This window comes from Alistipes megaguti (genome assembly GCF_944320325.1).
GTDB lineage: Bacteria > Bacteroidota > Bacteroidia > Bacteroidales > Rikenellaceae > Alistipes > Alistipes megaguti.
The window spans coordinates 87708-103591 of record NZ_CALUHA010000004.1 but is presented as its reverse complement, the minus strand read 5'-3'; the positions used below and the strand labels follow the sequence as shown (position 1 = coordinate 103591).

At 60.3% G+C, this 15884-nt stretch carries 10 protein-coding genes and 2 tRNA genes; 5 read left to right on the top strand and 7 right to left on the bottom strand.

Going from position 1 to position 15884, the window contains the following annotated elements; genetic code table 11:
• Positions 1-3330 (top strand): DNA-directed RNA polymerase subunit beta (rpoB, locus tag PUQ42_RS02155; protein WP_273370542.1); only part of this gene is annotated, 3330 nt, incomplete at its 5' end.
• A 33-nt stretch (positions 3331-3363) separates the two neighbouring features.
• Positions 3364-7632, top strand: coding sequence for a DNA-directed RNA polymerase subunit beta' (rpoC, locus tag PUQ42_RS02150; protein WP_273370538.1), 4269 nt, complete (start codon positions 3364-3366; stop codon positions 7630-7632).
• A 449-nt stretch (positions 7633-8081) separates the two neighbouring features.
• Here the strand turns inward: rpoC and PUQ42_RS02145 are convergent, their stop codons facing one another.
• The 5 genes from PUQ42_RS02145 to PUQ42_RS02125 all read right to left on the bottom strand — a co-directional run bounded on the left by PUQ42_RS02145 (position 8082) and on the right by PUQ42_RS02125 (position 12858).
• On the bottom strand, positions 8082-9284 hold the full coding sequence (locus tag PUQ42_RS02145; RefSeq protein WP_087309959.1) for an L-serine ammonia-lyase, iron-sulfur-dependent, subunit alpha: 1203 nt from the start codon (positions 9282-9284) through the stop codon (positions 8082-8084).
• A gap of 78 nt (positions 9285-9362) precedes the next feature.
• Positions 9363-9434, bottom strand: a tRNA-Arg gene (locus PUQ42_RS02140).
• A 63-nt stretch (positions 9435-9497) separates the two neighbouring features.
• A complete protein-coding gene (locus PUQ42_RS02135) occupies positions 9498-10979 on the bottom strand; it encodes an OmpP1/FadL family transporter (protein WP_273370535.1) in 1482 nt (493 codons plus the stop codon).
• Positions 10980-11332: 353 nt separating this feature from the next.
• Complete coding sequence (locus tag PUQ42_RS02130; RefSeq protein ID WP_087309963.1) at positions 11333-12541, bottom strand: pyridoxal phosphate-dependent aminotransferase; 1209 nt, start codon at positions 12539-12541, stop codon at positions 11333-11335.
• Positions 12542-12573: 32 nt separating this feature from the next.
• Positions 12574-12858, bottom strand: a complete 285-nt coding sequence (locus tag PUQ42_RS02125) for an HU family DNA-binding protein (protein WP_273370545.1) — start codon at positions 12856-12858, stop codon at positions 12574-12576.
• Positions 12859-12996: 138 nt separating this feature from the next.
• Here PUQ42_RS02125 and PUQ42_RS02120 point away from each other — a divergent pair.
• From PUQ42_RS02120 to PUQ42_RS02110, 3 genes are all read left to right on the top strand, one after another.
• Positions 12997-13081: transfer RNA gene (locus PUQ42_RS02120), tRNA-Ser, on the top strand.
• A gap of 125 nt (positions 13082-13206) precedes the next feature.
• Positions 13207-13419 carry an Arm DNA-binding domain-containing protein gene (locus PUQ42_RS02115; RefSeq protein ID WP_273370533.1) on the top strand — a complete coding sequence of 71 codons (213 nt, stop codon included), beginning with the start codon at positions 13207-13209 and terminating at the stop codon, positions 13417-13419.
• Positions 13420-13460: 41 nt separating this feature from the next.
• Entirely contained in the window at positions 13461-13793 is a 333-nt protein-coding gene (locus PUQ42_RS02110) for a phage integrase SAM-like domain-containing protein (protein ID WP_273370529.1), read from the top strand.
• A gap of 229 nt (positions 13794-14022) precedes the next feature.
• Here PUQ42_RS02110 and PUQ42_RS02105 read toward each other — a convergent pair whose 3' ends face one another.
• Entirely contained in the window at positions 14023-15012 is a 990-nt protein-coding gene (locus PUQ42_RS02105) for a FecR family protein (protein ID WP_273370526.1), read from the bottom strand.
• A complete protein-coding gene (locus PUQ42_RS02100) occupies positions 15009-15587 on the bottom strand; it encodes an RNA polymerase sigma factor (protein ID WP_273370524.1) in 579 nt (192 codons plus the stop codon). The genes PUQ42_RS02105 and PUQ42_RS02100 overlap by 4 nt, the downstream gene beginning before the upstream one ends.
• Between the last annotated feature and the right edge of the window lie 297 nt (positions 15588-15884).

Below are 15884 nucleotides of genomic sequence, written 5' to 3'. Positions count from 1 at the left end.
TGGATCGAGTTCGCCACGGACATCAACAACGTGATGTACGCCTACATCGACCGCAAGAAGAAGCTGCCCGTCACGACGCTGCTGCGCGCCATCGGCTATGAGGCCGACCAGCAGATCCTCGAGATCTTCGACCTGGCCGACGAAGTGAAGGTCACGAAGGCCAACCTGAAGAAGGCCGTAGGCCGCAAGCTGGCTGCACGCGTGCTCTCGACCTGGGTCGAGGACTTCGTCGACGAGGATACCGGCGAGGTGGTCTCGATCGAGCGTAACAACGTGATCGTCGACCGCGAGACGGTGCTCCAGGAGGAGGACATCGACAAGATCATCGAAAGCGGCGCCAAGACCATTCTGCTGCACAAGGAGAACCAGTCGGGCATCGACTTCTCGATCATCTACAACACCCTTCAGAAAGACCCCTGCAACTCCGAAAAGGAGGCTGTGGTTTACATATACAGGCAGTTGCGCGCCTCGGAGCCGCCCGATGAGGCCACGGCCCGCGACGTGATCGAGAAGCTCTTCTTCTCGGACAAGCGCTACGACCTGGGCGACGTGGGCCGCTACCGCATCAACAAGAAGCTGGGTCTGGACATCGACCCGGCGATCCGTACGTTGACGCGCGAGGACATCATCGCCATCATCAAATACCTGATCCAGCTGATCAACTCGAAGGCCGACGTCGACGATATCGACCACCTGTCGAACCGTCGCGTGCGTACGGTCGGCGAGCAGCTCTCGAACCAGTTCTCGGTGGGCTTCGTGCGCATGGCACGGACGATCCGCGAACGGATGAACGTGCGCGACAACGAGGTCTTCACGCCGGTGGACCTGATCAACGCCAAGACCCTCTCGTCGGTGATCAACTCCTTCTTCGGCACCTCGCAGCTCTCGCAGTTCATGGACCAGATCAACCCGCTGGCCGAAATCACCCACAAGCGCCGTCTTTCGGCCCTCGGCCCCGGCGGTCTGTCGCGTGACCGCGCCGGTTTCGAGGTTCGCGACGTGCACTACACCCACTACGGACGTCTCTGCCCGATCGAGTCGCCGGAAGGCCCGAACATCGGTCTGATCTCGTCGCTGTGCGTCTATGCGCGCATCTCGCCCATGGGCTTCATCGAGACGCCCTACCGCACGGTCGAGAACGGAAAGGTCGATCTGGACAACTCCCACATCCGCTACTATTCGGCCGAGGAGGAGGAGGGCAAGATCGTGGCCCAGTCGAACGTGCCGCTCGGTGACGACGGTTCGTTCCTGCAGCCCGACCGCGTGAAGGCACGTGAGGGTGCCGACTTCCCGGTAGTGACGGCCAACGAGATCAACCTCATGGACGTGGCCCCGAACCAGATCGCCTCGATCGCCGCCAGCCTGATCCCTTTCCTGGAGCACGACGACGCCAACCGTGCCCTGATGGGATCGAACATGATGCGCCAGGCCGTGCCCCTGGTGACGTGCGAAGCCCCGATCGTCGGCACGGGTATCGAGAAGGACATGATCTCCGACAGCCGCATCCAGATCGTGGCCGAGGGCGACGGCGAGGTGACCTTCGCCGATGCGACGAAGATCCAGATCCGCTACGAGCGCACCGAGGACGAGATCCTCAGCTCGTTCGCTCCCGAGATCACGACCTACGAGCTGCCGCGCTACCGCCGCACGAACCAGAACACGTCGGTGACGCTCAAGCCGACCGTGCTGACGGGCGACCGGGTGACCAAGGGGCAGATCCTCACCGAGGGCTACTCGACGCAGAACGGCGAGCTGGCGCTGGGCCGCAACTTGAAGGTGGCCTACATGCCCTGGAAGGGGTACAACTTCGAGGACGCCATCGTCATCTCGGAGCGCATCCAGCGTGAGGACATCTTCACGTCGGTGCACGTCGACGAATACATCATGGAGGTCCGTGACACGAAGCGCGGCGTCGAGGAGCTCACGTCGGACATTCCGAACGTCTCGGAGGACGCCACGAAGGACCTCGATGCCAACGGTATCATCCGCGTGGGCGCCAACGTCCACCCGGGCGACATCCTCATCGGCAAGATCACCCCGAAGGGCGAGAGCGATCCGTCGCCCGAGGAGAAGCTCCTGCGTGCGATCTTCGGTGACAAGGCCGGCGACGTGAAGGACGCTTCGCTCAAGGCGCAGCCGTCGCTGCACGGCGTGGTCATCGGCACGAAGCTCTACAGCCGCGCCAACAAGGAGGGCAAGAAGGGCAAGAACGCCGAGAAGGCGCAGCTCGACAAGCTCGACGAGAAGTTCGCGGCCGAGATCGCCGATCTGACCAAGCTGCTCGTCAGCAAGCTGTGGACGCTGCTCCAGGGCAAGACGACGACGGGCATCACGGACTACTTCGGCGTGGAGCTCTATCCCGCCGGCACGAAGTTCTCGCAGAAGATGCTCGAGGAGATCGCCCGCAAGTCGGCGGACGAGAAGACCGGCGTGGCGATGGGTTACCTGAACCTCGGGTCGTGCAACTGGACGGGCGACGCCCACACGGACGGCCTGATCGAGACCACGATCAACAACTACACCATCGAGTGGAAGAAGGCCGACGCGGCCATCAAGCGCGAGAAGTACAACATCACCAACGGCGACGAGCTCCCGCAGACGGGCGTCATCCAGATGGCCAAGGTCTACATCGCCAAGAAGCGCAAGCTGAAGGTGGGTGACAAGATGGCCGGACGCCACGGAAACAAGGGTATCGTGGCGCGCGTGGTGCGCGACGAGGACATGCCGTTCCTCGAGGACGGTACGATCGTCGACATCTGCCTGAACCCGCTGGGCGTGCCTTCGCGAATGAACCTCGGCCAGATCTACGAGGCCGTGCTCGGCTGGGCCGGCCGCGAGCTGGGCGTGAAGTTCGCCACGCCGATCTTCGACGGCGCCTCGCTCGAACAGATCAACGACTACACGGCGCAGGCGGGGCTTCCGCACAGCGGCCGCACCTACCTCTACGACGGCGGTACGGGCGAGCGCTTCGACCAGCCGGCCACCGTGGGCGTGACCTACATGCTCAAGCTGGGCCACATGATCGACGACAAGATGCACGCGCGTTCGATCGGTCCCTACTCGCTCATCACGCAGCAGCCGCTCGGCGGTAAGGCGCAGTTCGGCGGTCAGCGTTTCGGTGAGATGGAGGTCTGGGCGCTCGAGGGCTTCGGCGCCGCCAACATCCTGCAGGAGATTCTGACGATCAAGTCCGACGACGTGATGGGACGCGCCAAGGCCTACGAGGCGATCGTCAAGGGCGAGAACCTTCCCAAGCCGGGCATCCCCGAGGCCATGAACGTGCTGCTGCACGAGTTGCGCGGTCTGGCACTGTCGGTAAAACTCGAGTAAGGTGTTTTTAGGATAAGATAAACCAAGAGAAATATGTCAATTTCCAAAGACAATAAGACGAACAACAGCTACAGCCGCATCTCGATCGGCCTGGCCTCCCCCGAGGAGATTCTGGCCCAGTCGAGCGGCGAGGTGCTGAAGCCCGAGACCATCAACTACCGGACCTACAAGCCCGAGCGCGACGGTCTGTTCTGCGAGCGGATCTTCGGCCCGGTGAAGGATTACGAGTGCCACTGCGGCAAATACAAGCGGATCCGTTACAAGGGCATCGTCTGCGACCGCTGCGGTGTGGAGGTGACCGAGAAGAAGGTGCGCCGCGAGCGCATGGGACACATCTCGCTGGTGGTTCCCGTGGTGCACATCTGGTATTTCCGTTCGCTCCCCTCGAAGATCGGCTACCTGCTGGGTATTCCGTCGAAGAAGCTCGAGGCAATCATCTACTACGAGCGCTACGTGGTCATCAACCCGGGTGCCGCCTCGGAGCAGGGCATCGAGCGGCTGGCCACGCTCTCCGAGAAGGAGTATCTCGACGTGCTGGACGCCCTGCCCAAGGGCAACCAGTCGCTCGACGACAGCGATCCGAACAAGTTCGTCGCACAGATGGGCGCCGAGGCGATCCTCACGCTGCTCAAGCAGGTGGACCTCGACTCGATGTCCTACGCACTGCGCCACAAGGCCTCGACCGAGACGTCGCAACAGCGCAAGTCCGAGGCGCTCAAGTGCCTGAACGTCATCGAGTCGTTCCGCGCCTCGAAGGGCAAGAACAAGCCCGAGTGGATGGTCCTGAGCGTCATTCCGGTGATCCCGCCCGAGCTGCGTCCCCTCGTGCCGCTGGACGGCGGCCGTTTCGCCACGTCGGACCTGAACGACCTCTACCGCCGCGTCATCATCCGCAACAACCGCCTCAAGCGCCTGATCGAGATCAAGGCTCCTGAGGTGATCCTGCGCAACGAGAAGCGCATGCTGCAGGAGGCCGTCGATTCGCTCTTCGACAACTCGCGCAAGTCGAATGCCGTGAAGAACGAGTCGAACCGTCCGCTCAAGTCGCTCTCCGACTCGCTCAAGGGCAAGCAGGGCCGCTTCCGTCAGAACCTGCTCGGTAAGCGTGTCGACTACTCGGCCCGTTCGGTCATCGTCGTCGGCCCCGAGCTGAAGATGCACGAGATGGGTATTCCGAAGGACATGGCCGCCGAGCTCTACAAGCCGTTCGTGATCCGCAAGCTCATCGAGCGCGGCATCGTCAAGACGGTGAAGTCGGCCAAGAAGATCATCGACCGCAAGGACCCCGTGATCTGGGGCATTCTGGAGAACGTCATCAAGGGACACCCCGTGCTGATGAACCGCGCCCCGACACTGCACCGTCTGGGTATCCAGGCCTTCCAGCCGAAGCTCATCGAAGGCAAGGCCATGCAGCTGCACCCGCTGGCATGTACGGCCTTCAACGCCGACTTCGACGGTGACCAGATGGCCGTGCACCTGCCGCTGGGCAATGCCGCCATCCTGGAGGCACAGCTGCTGATGCTCGGTTCGCACAACGTGCTCAACCCCGCGAACGGCGCCCCGATCACCGTGCCGTCGCAGGACATGGTCCTCGGTCTGTACTACATCACCAAGCCCCGCAAGGGTGTCAAGGGTGAGGGACAGGTCTTCTACGGTCCCGAGGAGGCGATCATCGCCTACAACGAGAAGCGTGCCGACCTGCACGCCGTGGTGAAGTGTCTGGTCGACGACCTGGACGAGCAGGGCAACCCCGTGCGCGTGCTCAAGGAGACGACCATCGGCCGCATCCTCTTCAACCAGGTGGTTCCCAAGGAGGTGGGCTACATCAACGAGGTGCTGACGAAGCGCTCGCTGCGTGACATCATCGCCGTGGTGATGAAGAAGGCCGGTGCCGACAAGGTGGCCAACTTCCTCGACGACATCAAGAACATGGGTTACAAGATGGCCTTCCAGGGTGGTCTGTCGTTCAACCTCGATGCCGTGATCATCCCCGAGGAGAAGGAGAAGCTCGTCCAGGAGGGTTACGAGCGCGCCGACGCCATCATGGAGGACTACAACATGGGTCTGATCACCAACAACGAGCGTTACAACCAGATCATCGACGTCTGGACGAACATCAACACCAAGCTGACGAAGGCGGTGATCGATACGCTGATCAAGGATGACGACGGTTTCAACCCGGTCTACATGATGCTCGACTCGGGAGCCCGTGGTTCGAAGGAGCAGATCCGTCAGCTGAGCGGTATGCGAGGCCTGATGGCCAAGCCGCAGAAGTCGGGTGTCGAGGGTGGTCAGCAGGTCATCGAGAACCCGATTCTCTCGAACTTCAAGGAGGGTCTTTCGGTGCTGGAGTACTTCATCTCGACGCATGGTGCCCGTAAGGGTCTGGCCGATACGGCCCTGAAGACGGCCGACGCCGGTTATCTGACGCGTCGTCTGGTCGATGTGGCCCAGGACGTGATCATCAACGAGGAGGATTGCGGCACGTTGCGCGGTCTGACGGCTACGGCCATCAAGCGCAACGACGACGTCGTGCAGACGCTCTACGACCGCATTCTGGGACGTGTGGCTCTGAACGACGTGATCCACCCGCTGACGGGCGAGGTGCTGTGCAAGGCCGGTGAGGAGATCACCGAACCGATTGCCGAGGCCATCGAGAAGTCGCCGCTGGAGTCGGTGGAGATCCGTTCGGTGCTGACCTGCGAGTCGCGCCACGGCGTCTGCGCCAAGTGCTACGGCCGCAATCTGGCTACGGCCCGTATGGTCCAGAAGGGCGAGGTGGTCGGCGTGATTGCCGCCCAGTCGATCGGCGAGCCGGGTACCCAGCTGACGCTGCGTACGTTCCACGTCGGTGGTGTGGCCGGCGGTACGGCCGTCGAGACCAACGTCATCTCGAAATACGAGGGTCGTCTGGAGATCGACGAGCTGCGTACGGTTAAGGGCAAGAACGCCGCCGGAGAGACGATCAACATCGTCATCTCGCGTCAGTCGGAGTTCCGCATCGTCGACCCGAAGACCGAAATCGTCCTCTATACGCACAACCTGCCCTACGGTGCCACGCTCTACATGGAGGATGGTGCCGAGGTCAAGAAGGGCGATCTGATCTGCGAGTGGGATCCCTACAACGCCGTGATCATCTCGGAGTACGAGGGTCGCGCCGTCTACGAGAACATCATCGAGGGTGTCACCTACCGCGACGAGCGTGACGAGCAGACGGGCCTTTCGGAGAAGGTGGTCATCGAGTCCAAGGACAAGACCAAGAACCCGGTTATCAAGATCCAGAACAAGGAGGGCGAGGAGGTCAAGCAGTACAACCTGCCCGTATCGGCCCACATCGTCATCAAGGACAACGCCAAGATCAAGGCGGGCGATATTCTGATCAAGATCCCGCGTGCCGTGGGCAAGTCGGGAGGCGATATCACCGGAGGTCTGCCGCGTGTTACGGAGCTCTTCGAGGCCCGCAACCCGTCGAATCCGGCCATCGTTTCGGAGATCGACGGTGAGGTTACGTTCGGCAAGATCAAGCGCGGTAACCGTGAGATCATCATCACCTCGAAACAGGGTGATGTGAAACGTTATCTGGTACCGCTGTCGCGTCAGATCATCGTTCAGGAGAACGACTACGTCAAGGCGGGCAGCCCGCTGTCGGACGGCGCCATCACGCCGAGCGACATCCTCAACATCCTCGGCCCGACGAAGGTACAGGAGTACATCGTCAACGAGGTGCAGGAGGTCTACCGCATGCAGGGTGTGAAGATCAATGACAAGCACTTCGAGGTGATCGTCCGCCAGATGATGTCGAAGGTCAAGATCGAGGATCCGGGCGATACGCGCTTCTTCGAGGACCAGGTGGTCGACAAGTGGGAGTTCATGGACGTGAACGACGAGCTCTACGACAAGGTGGTTGTGACGGATGCCGGCGACTCCACGACGCTGCAGCCGGGTCAGATCGTCTCGCTGCGCAAGCTGCGTGACGAGAACTCGAGCCTCAAGCGCCGCGATCTGCGTCCGGTTCAGGTGCGCGACATCGTACCGGCCACGTCGACTCAGGTGCTGCAGGGTATCACCCGCGCGGCCCTGCAGACCTCGAGCTTCATCTCCGCGGCATCGTTCCAGGAGACCACGAAGGTCCTCAACGAGGCTGCCATCCAGGCCAAGGTCGATCCCCTGGAGAATCTGAAGGAGAACGTCATCTGCGGTCACCTGATCCCCGGCGGTACGGGTCTCCGCGAGTACGACGACCTGGTTGTCGGCGCCAAGGCCGACCTGGAGACGCTCAAGCAGCAGTCGCAGGCTCAGTAGCAAACCGGTTCCGAGCCGGGATCTCTCGGGCGGGGGGGGGAAAAAAAAAAGAACCTGCCGCTTGGGGAGTTCGGTTTGGACGAATCGAGAAAAAAGCCTCTTCCCGATATCGGGAGGAGGCTTTTTTTATGTGGTGTTGTGTGGAAGACGGGTGGAGTGGGAGGACGTTGAACGGAGGATGGATGTGCGGATGGGTGGAGATGCGATCTGCCGGGTGAGGCATTGATATCGGAGCCGCTGGAGGTTACCGCGTGTCGGAAGGCTGTCGCGGATCCGCCGCGGGCTGTTGGCGCTGCGGGACGATCCGGCGGCCCAATTGGAGTTCCGCCGGGTAAAAGCGGTTGCCGCACGGCAGGTTTTGCCGGGGCAGGGAGTGACTCATGCGGGCGGCGGGGCTGTCGGTGGAGGGCAGTGGCGGGTCGGGTCCGGAGGGCAGGGTCGGCAGACGGCTATTTCCGGTCGTAGTTGCGGGCCAGACCGCCCTCGGAGGTCTCGCGGTAGAGGCTTGGCAGGTCGTGGCCCGTTTCGGCCATTACCTTCACGACCTTGTCGTAGGAGACCAGATGGGCCCCGTCCGAGAGTGTGGCGTAGATATTGGCATCCAATGCCCGGGCTGCGGCGATGGCGTTGCGCTCGATACAGGGGACCTGCACCAGTCCGCAGACCGGATCGCACGTCAGTCCCAGATGGTGTTCGAGTCCCATCTCGGCGGCATACTCGATCTGCGAGGGGGTTCCGCCGAAGAGCTGGCAGGCCGCGGCGGCAGCCATGGCGCAGGCCACACCGACTTCACCCTGACAACCGACCTCGGCCCCGGAGATCGACGAATTGGTCTTGGCGACGTTGCCGAACAGACCGGCGGTGGCCAGGGCCCGCAGGATGCGGATGCGCAGGAAGTCGCGCGAAGTGGCCAGGTGGTAGAGTACGGCCGGCACCACGCCGCTCGAACCGCACGTCGGAGCCGTCACCACCACACCGCCCGAGGCGTTCTCCTCGGAGGTGGCCAGTGCATAGGCGTAGATCTTGGCCCGCGAGGAGAGTGAATCGGCATAGCTCTTCGACTTGACGAAGTAGGTGGCGGCCTTGCGGGCCACCTTCAGTCCGCCGGGCAGCACGCCGTCGTTGTTCAGACCGCGGCGGATCGTTTCGCACATCGAGGTCCAGATCGTGTCGAGGTAGTCCCAGATTTCGGGGCCCTCGCAGTCGTCGACATACTCCCAGTAGGTTTTTCCCTCGCGGTAGCACCACTCCTTGATCTCCGAGATGGTGGTCAGCGGGTAGACGCTCTTCGGGACCTCGAGCCGGGAGGTTTCGTTGGCCAGCGCTCCGCCGCCGATGCTGTAGATGGTCCACGAATCGACGACCTTCCCCTGACGGAGCCCTTCGAAGAGCATTCCGTTGGGGTGGAACGGCAGGACGATGTCGGGCCGCCAGACGATTTCGGTCGGGGCCACGGGATTCAGCACCGAGCAGATGGCGACATCCGTAAGGTGGCCCTTGCCCGTGGCGGCCAGCGATCCGTAGAGGGTGACACGATAGGCGTCGACCTCGCGGCAGCGGTCCACGAAACGTTCGGCAGCCCGTTTAGGGCCCATCGTGTGGCTGCTCGAGGGGCCGTTCCCGATCTTATAGAGTTCTTTGAGCGATTCCATTTTTTTGGCTTCTGGATGGGGCAAAGATACGCAAAAATCCAAAAAAAGAGCGAATCTTTTCGATCCGCTCCCGACGTGTAGCTCCACCGCGACTCGAACGCGAATTTAGGGTTTAGGAAACCCTCGTTCTATCCCTTGAACTATGGAGCCTTCAGCCATGTGGCGCATACCCGGTGAGAGCATGCGCCACAAAGGTAGCAATTTTTTCCGTTTTCAGAAACTGAATCTCACTCCCACGGAGAATACATGGGCGTGAAGCTTGTAATTGCCCGAGAAGACCTCTTCGAGCGAACCGCTCGTGTAGTCGTAGACGGGGTAGGAGCCCGTCCGTTCGGGGTCGGCCGAGGAGACGTAGCAGTAGGCCAGATCGACCGACATGAAGCGCGTCGGCCGCAGGCTCAGACCCGCCGTATAGGCCACCTTGGTCATCGAGGGGGTTTCGGGATTGAGGTAGTCGCTGCTCACGGGACTCTCGTCGACGTACATACCCATGCGGGCCGTGAGGAAATCCGTCGCCCGATACTGACCGCCGAAGCGGAACGCCAGCGTATTTGAGTAGTTCTTTACGGAGTAGATGTCCTTGATCCCGAGCTCCTTCTCGTTGAACGAGACGTTCAGATCCTTGTAGGCCGACCAGCCGACCCACTGCAGATCGACGGCCAGTTCCCAGCGCTTGGTCGGGCGGAACGATACGCCCCACGTCACGGTCGTCGGCAGCGGCAGTTCGGTGCGGAACGTCCCCTTGTCGAGGGCCGGAATCAGCTCCGTGCCGGGGTTCAGCTGACCGAGCTGCTGGATCAGGGCGGCGGCCGTCGGATCGATGTTCATGGTGGCGTGTCCGCTGTTGACCTTCATGTTCATGCGCGAGCGGTAGCTCATGGCCACGGACCACTGGTCGGTGATGTCCCACAGAATACCGGCGTTCACGCCCACGGCCACGTTGGCCGAGCCTTCGAGGCGGGCCGCCACGATCGACTGATCCATCGTGCTCTCGAGGTATCCCTTGCCGCTCTGCAACTTCTGGAGAACCTCCTGAGCCTGTTGAATCTGTTCGGCGGGTGTCAACGGGTTGTTGATGATCTGATTCATGTAGTTGATCTGTGGGTCGAGCATCCCGGAGATGATTCCCTGCCGGGTGTTTTTCGAAAGGAGCGAGCGCGAGAGATCGAAGTTACCCCACGTAATCATCAGACCCACGCCGATCGACAGCCGGTCGCAGATCTTGTAGGAGACGGTGGGTTGTACGGTGTAGGCCGCGAGGTTGATCTCCTGGATGAGGTGCGAACCGGACCAGTTTCCGTTCCACTTCATCGACGAACCGTCCGGAGTGTAGAATCCCAGTCCGACAGCCAGCCGGTCGGTGGGTTTGTAGTTGAAGTAGACGTGCAGCGGAGTCGAGAGTTTGTTGTCCGACGTTTCGGCCGGACCGATCTGATAGTTATTGTCCTTTGTCGGGAGCGAACGGTAGGTGACGTCGGAGAGGATGCCCGTGAATCCGGCCGAGATGTTGAAACGGCTCTTCTGGAAGGCCGTGGCGGCGGGGTTGAAGTAGATGGATTCCGAGTTCAGTTTCATGGCCGTACCCACGTGTCCCATACCGGTCTGTCGGGCCGACATGTTGTTGACCTGGTAACCTTCGGCGCGGGCGCCCGCAACGATGGCCATGCAGGCCAGAGCAAGGAGAATTTTCTTCATGACGTTTTGGTTTGGTTCATACTCGGCGTGTCGTCGCGACACGCAAAATCGGGGGCAAATGTAGGAAATCTATCCGCGCGGGCCAAACTTTGTGGTCGGAAATTCGGATAAATTGGACTATATGGTAGAAGTTTGGACGAATTGGCCGGTCGGATTGGTTGCTGGGGAGGCGGGGCGGGTGTACGGGTGTCGGAGCGGTCGTGGGGGAGACGGTTGCTATTTTCCCCCCCCCCAAAAAAAAAGGAATCGACCTCCCGAAAGAGGTCGATTCCTTTCATTCCATTCGGACTCCGTTTGCCGTTTAAGGCCGGATCCTTCACTCCGTTCAGTCGGGGAGTCCTCTGCCGGACGCTCTATTGCTGCTCCTGCTGCCGGCTGTTGTAGGCATCGAGGGCTTTGCTCAGGATGAAGAGCGCGCGCTCGAGATCCTCCTTTTTCAATACGTAGGCGATGCGGACCTCGTTGCGGCCGCATCCGGGATCGGAATAGAATCCCGAGGCCGGGGCCATCATCACCGTCTCGCCCTCGTAATCGAAGTGCTCGAGACACCAGGCGCAGAACTTGTCGCTGTCGTCCACCGGAAGGCGGGCTACCGTATAGAAGGCCCCCATCGGGATGGGCGAATAGACGCCCGGAATACGGTTCAGACCGTCGATCAGACACTTCCGCCGTTCGATATACTCCTCGTAGACCTCGGTGCTGTACGACCGCGGGGCGTCGATCGAGGCCTCGGCAATGATCTGTCCGATGAGCGGTGGCGAGAGGCGCGCCTGGCAGAACTTCATCACCGCATTACGCAGTTCGCGGTTTTTGGTGATCAGCGCGCCGATGCGGATGCCGCACTCCGAGTAGCGTTTCGACACCGAGTCAATCAGCACGACGTTCTGTTCGATCCCCTCGAGGTGGCAGGCCGAGATGTAAGGCGACCCCGTATAGATGAATTCGCGGTAGACCTCGTCCGAGAAGAGGAACAGGTCATACTTTTTGACGATGTCACGGATGCGGTTCATCTCACGGCGTGTATAGAGGTACCCCGTGGGGTTGTTCGGGTTGCAGATCAGGATGCCACGCGTGCGTGAGTTGATCAGCTTCTCGAACTCCTCGATCGGCGGCAGCGCAAATCCGGTCTCGATCGACGAGACGACGGGGCGGATCACCGCACCGGCCGAAATGGCGAAGGCCATGTAGTTGGCGTAGGCCGGTTCGGGGACGATGATCTCGTCGCCCGGATTGAGGCACGACATGAAGGCGAACAGAACGGCTTCGGAGCCTCCCGTTGTGACGATGATTTCGTCGGGCGAGAGTTTGATCTGGTACTGGTCGTAATAGGTGACCAGTTTTTCGCGCAGCGAACGGTAGCCGTCGCTGGGGCTGTATTCGAGGACTCGGCGGTCGATGTGCTTCAGGGCATCGAGACCGATCTGCGGGGTGGGCAGGTCGGGTTGTCCGATGTTCAGGTGATAGATCTTGATACCCCGGGCGCGGGCGGCGTCGGCCAGCGGCACGAGTTTGCGTATCGGGGAGGCCGGCATCTCGACGGCCCGATGTGAAATTTGCGGCATGTCTCTTAAAAGGTGTCACTTGAGGGGGCGGGTCATTCGATCTCCACGGCCGGCCGGAAGCGGATAACCTTGCGTGCCGGGATTTTGACGGCGGCACCCGTGCGGGGGTTGCGGCCCACACGTTCGGCCTTCTGCTGGATGCTGAAACTTCCCAGACCGGTCAGCGTCAGCCGTTCTCCCTCGCGGAGCGCTTGCACCGTGACACGGATCATGGCGTCGATTGCCTTTCGGGCCTCGACCTTCGTGAGGTTTGCGTCGAGGGCAACAGCCTCGACAAGCTGGGCTTTGTTCATGGCCTGAGACGTGAAGAGATTAATCTAACCTGTTGACAAAGATAGGTATTTTTTGCAGAAAGTGAAAAACTTCGTTGGAATTTTGAGCAATGACCGGATTGTGGCGGAGAAATTCGCCGCTTAGATTTGGCAGAATGGAAAATCGGTGCTACTTTTGTCGCTGGAAAGTTGGCGGAGTGGTCGATCGCGGCGGTCTTGAAAACCGTTGAACCGCAAGGTTCCGGGGGTTCGAATCCCTCACTTTCCGCTGAGATAATACCGAAAATAAAAGCAAGTCCCTGTAAATAATGAATTTACGGGGATTTTTATTTTGGTTGAAAATGCAGAAAAGGCAACGAGAAGCGGGTTACCTGTGGCCTGTTCGGTGTACTTATGGAAAGGACAACATTCAGCCTGTTGTTTTACATTCGGCGGGACAAGACCAACAAAAAAGGTGAAGCTCCCGTATTTATGCGTCTGATAATCAACGGAGAACGCGCTGACGCCTCGATCAAACGCTTCATCGAGCCGCACGCCTGGAACTCGGCAAAAGGAAAAGCCAATGAAAAAAGCCGCGGCGGAAAGGATTTGAACCTGTCATTCTGAACCGCTATCTGGGCAAGGAGCAGTCGGACCGTCACACGCTGATGGAGGTCTTCCGCGCCCACAACGAAAAGTGCAGGGCGCTGTCAGGCATCAGCCTCGCCCCGGGAACGGTGATTCGCTACGAAACTTCGCTGCGGCTGACCGAGGAGTTCCTGCAAAAGAACTATCAGAAAGAGGATTGCTATCTGGATGAGGTCACGAATCAGTTTATCGAAGACTTCGAGTTTTTTCTCAAGACCGTCCGGCGGCGCTGTCCGCTACAACGAAGAGAAGGTCAACCGCGGGCAGGCCGAGGTGCTCTTCTGGAATCGGATGCTCGATCCGTTCGATACCGCAGGCCGCATGAGCCACGAGCGGTGCATGGCCAGCTTTGACCCTTTTTGCTGGCCAATTCCCATGAACAACAGTTCCATGCCGAAACGATGAGTATGAACGTCTCGCCGAATACCTTTAAACAAGCATAATTTTCCTCAAGAGAGTCACATTGGCCGAGACAGTTCATCCATCCGTTGGACGCGGTTCTGGAATGGGCAGATGCGCAGGCCTATGAGGAACAACAGCGACAGATTCGTTGGTGCAGACGTCGTACGCGCAATTAGACACCTATTTCACAGAATGAATTTCGACTGTTTTATGGTTGACTGAGCAGCGGATCGGTGCAATATTCTCCAATTCGTCGAGCAGCTCCCGCAGCGGAAGATTGGGGGTCTGAAGGCTGAAGGTAAAGTCGTAGACCTCCGGATCGGTCACATCGAACTGCACGTCGTACCACCGTTCCAGCTCCCGAACGACCTCCCGCATCGGCGTGTCGCGGAAGCAGATCGTATTCCGGCTCCAGAGGATCGTCTGGTCGGCATTGCTCAGCGACTCGATCGAGCTGGTTCCCATCTGCTTGTTGTAGACCAGCCGCTGGGAGGGCTCCAGCCGGTAGGACGAGGCTCCCCGGGCGAACTCCACGCTGCCCCGGATCAGCACTACCGAGATGGTCGGGTCCGACCGATAGGCCTTGACGTCGAACTCCGTTCCCAGCACCCGGACGGAGGCATTGTCCGAGGTCTCGACGACAAACGGACGCTGGGGGTTGTGTGCCACCTCAAAGTAGGCTTCGCCGTCCAGTTGCACGCGGCGTTCCGAGAGCCCGAACCGTTCGGGATAGGAGATCGTCGAGCCGGCATTGAGGAAAATCCGTGTTCCGTCCTGGAAGATCACCTCCTTGCGCTCGCCGACGGCTGCGGCGACCGTCTGCTGTTCGTCGGCCGAGAAGAGCGCCCCGCCCAGTCGGCTGTTCAGATTGGCCCACAGCCCCAGAATCAGGGCGCACGGAATCAGAATGGCCGCCACGCGAAGGAGCAGTCGGCGCCGCCGGGCACGGGTGAGGATGTGTTCGATGCGTTGCAGCAGCTCCTCGCCGGGGATATCGGACAGCGGAGCCATGGCGCCGGACTCCAGCTGTCGGGCGTCGTTGTCGAACTCCGCCGCGAGCCAACTCTGCCCCTCGTCGGTGGCAAACCAGGCGGCCACTTCGGCCGCCTCGTCGGGCGTCGCCTTTTCGTTCAGGACGCGGCGCAGCGTTATCTCATCGGGTCGTTTCATCGGAACAGAATTAACAGGGTAATCATCAGTTTGGCGGCTCCGGCCAGGAGCTCCTTCAATCGTTTCAGACATTCGCGGTAGTGGGTGTTCACCGTGTGGATCGAGAGGTTCAGACGGGCGGCAATCTCCTGATTGGAGTATCCCTCGCGTCGCAGCGTGGCCACGGCCCGCTGTTGGGGTGGCAGTGTTGCGATGGCCCGTTCGAGCAGTTCGTTGTGGTAGTTGCGTTCGGCCCAGGTGTAGAGCTCATCGTCGTACGGGAGCTGTTTCTGCACGATGCGGTAGTTGTGCTGCAGGGCGCTGACGTTGTTGCGGATCTGGTTCAATACCTGGTGCTTCAGCATACCGTACAGATACCCCTGCAGATTGCGGGTGATGAAGAGTGCCTCGCGTGCGGTCCACAACTTGACGAAGAGCTGCTGCAGGGCATCGTCGGCGTCGGCGCGGTTTTTCAGATAGCGCAATGCCAGCGTATAGAGCCGTGCGTGATAACGCCGGTAGATGGCTTCGAATGCCGCGCGATCCCCCGTCCGGAGACGGCCGAGCAGCTCCAGATCCTCCTGCGTATCTTCCATCCATGAAGCCATGTTCATCCTTGAATGCCATACAAAGATAGGGATTCGTTTCATAACGAAGACACCTGACGAGTGGCAAAATAGGTAGTCCGGCGATTTTTTTTGCAAAAAAAATTCCCGGCACTCACACTTTTCGGTCGGGTTGTGTGTCCTACGAATGAACCGACCAAACTACGACCACTATGATTTGACCATTCCCTCCTTTTTGAAGAGGCGGCACATCGGATCTTCAAGCCGATGTCACCCGTCCGTCATTGCCGCCGTGCATCTTTGCGGCGAAGAATGATATGATGTAAA

Bases quoted from the DNA above. Each gene is read 5' to 3' on its own strand.
- rpoC (WP_273370538.1), top strand. From the start codon at position 3,364: ATGTCAATTTCCAAAGACAATAAGACGAACAACAGCTACAGCCGCATC.
- PUQ42_RS02145 (WP_087309959.1), bottom strand. From the start codon at position 9,284: ATGGAATCGCTCAAAGAACTCTATAAGATCGGGAACGGCCCCTCGAGC.
- PUQ42_RS02135 (WP_273370535.1), bottom strand. From the start codon at position 10,979: ATGAAGAAAATTCTCCTTGCTCTGGCCTGCATGGCCATCGTTGCGGGC.
- PUQ42_RS02130 (WP_087309963.1), bottom strand. From the start codon at position 12,541: ATGCCGCAAATTTCACATCGGGCCGTCGAGATGCCGGCCTCCCCGATA.
- PUQ42_RS02115 (WP_273370533.1), top strand. From the start codon at position 13,207: ATGGAAAGGACAACATTCAGCCTGTTGTTTTACATTCGGCGGGACAAG.
- PUQ42_RS02110 (WP_273370529.1), top strand. From the start codon at position 13,461: ATGGAGGTCTTCCGCGCCCACAACGAAAAGTGCAGGGCGCTGTCAGGC.
- PUQ42_RS02105 (WP_273370526.1), bottom strand. From the start codon at position 15,012: ATGAAACGACCCGATGAGATAACGCTGCGCCGCGTCCTGAACGAAAAG.
- PUQ42_RS02100 (WP_273370524.1), bottom strand. From the start codon at position 15,587: ATGGAAGATACGCAGGAGGATCTGGAGCTGCTCGGCCGTCTCCGGACG.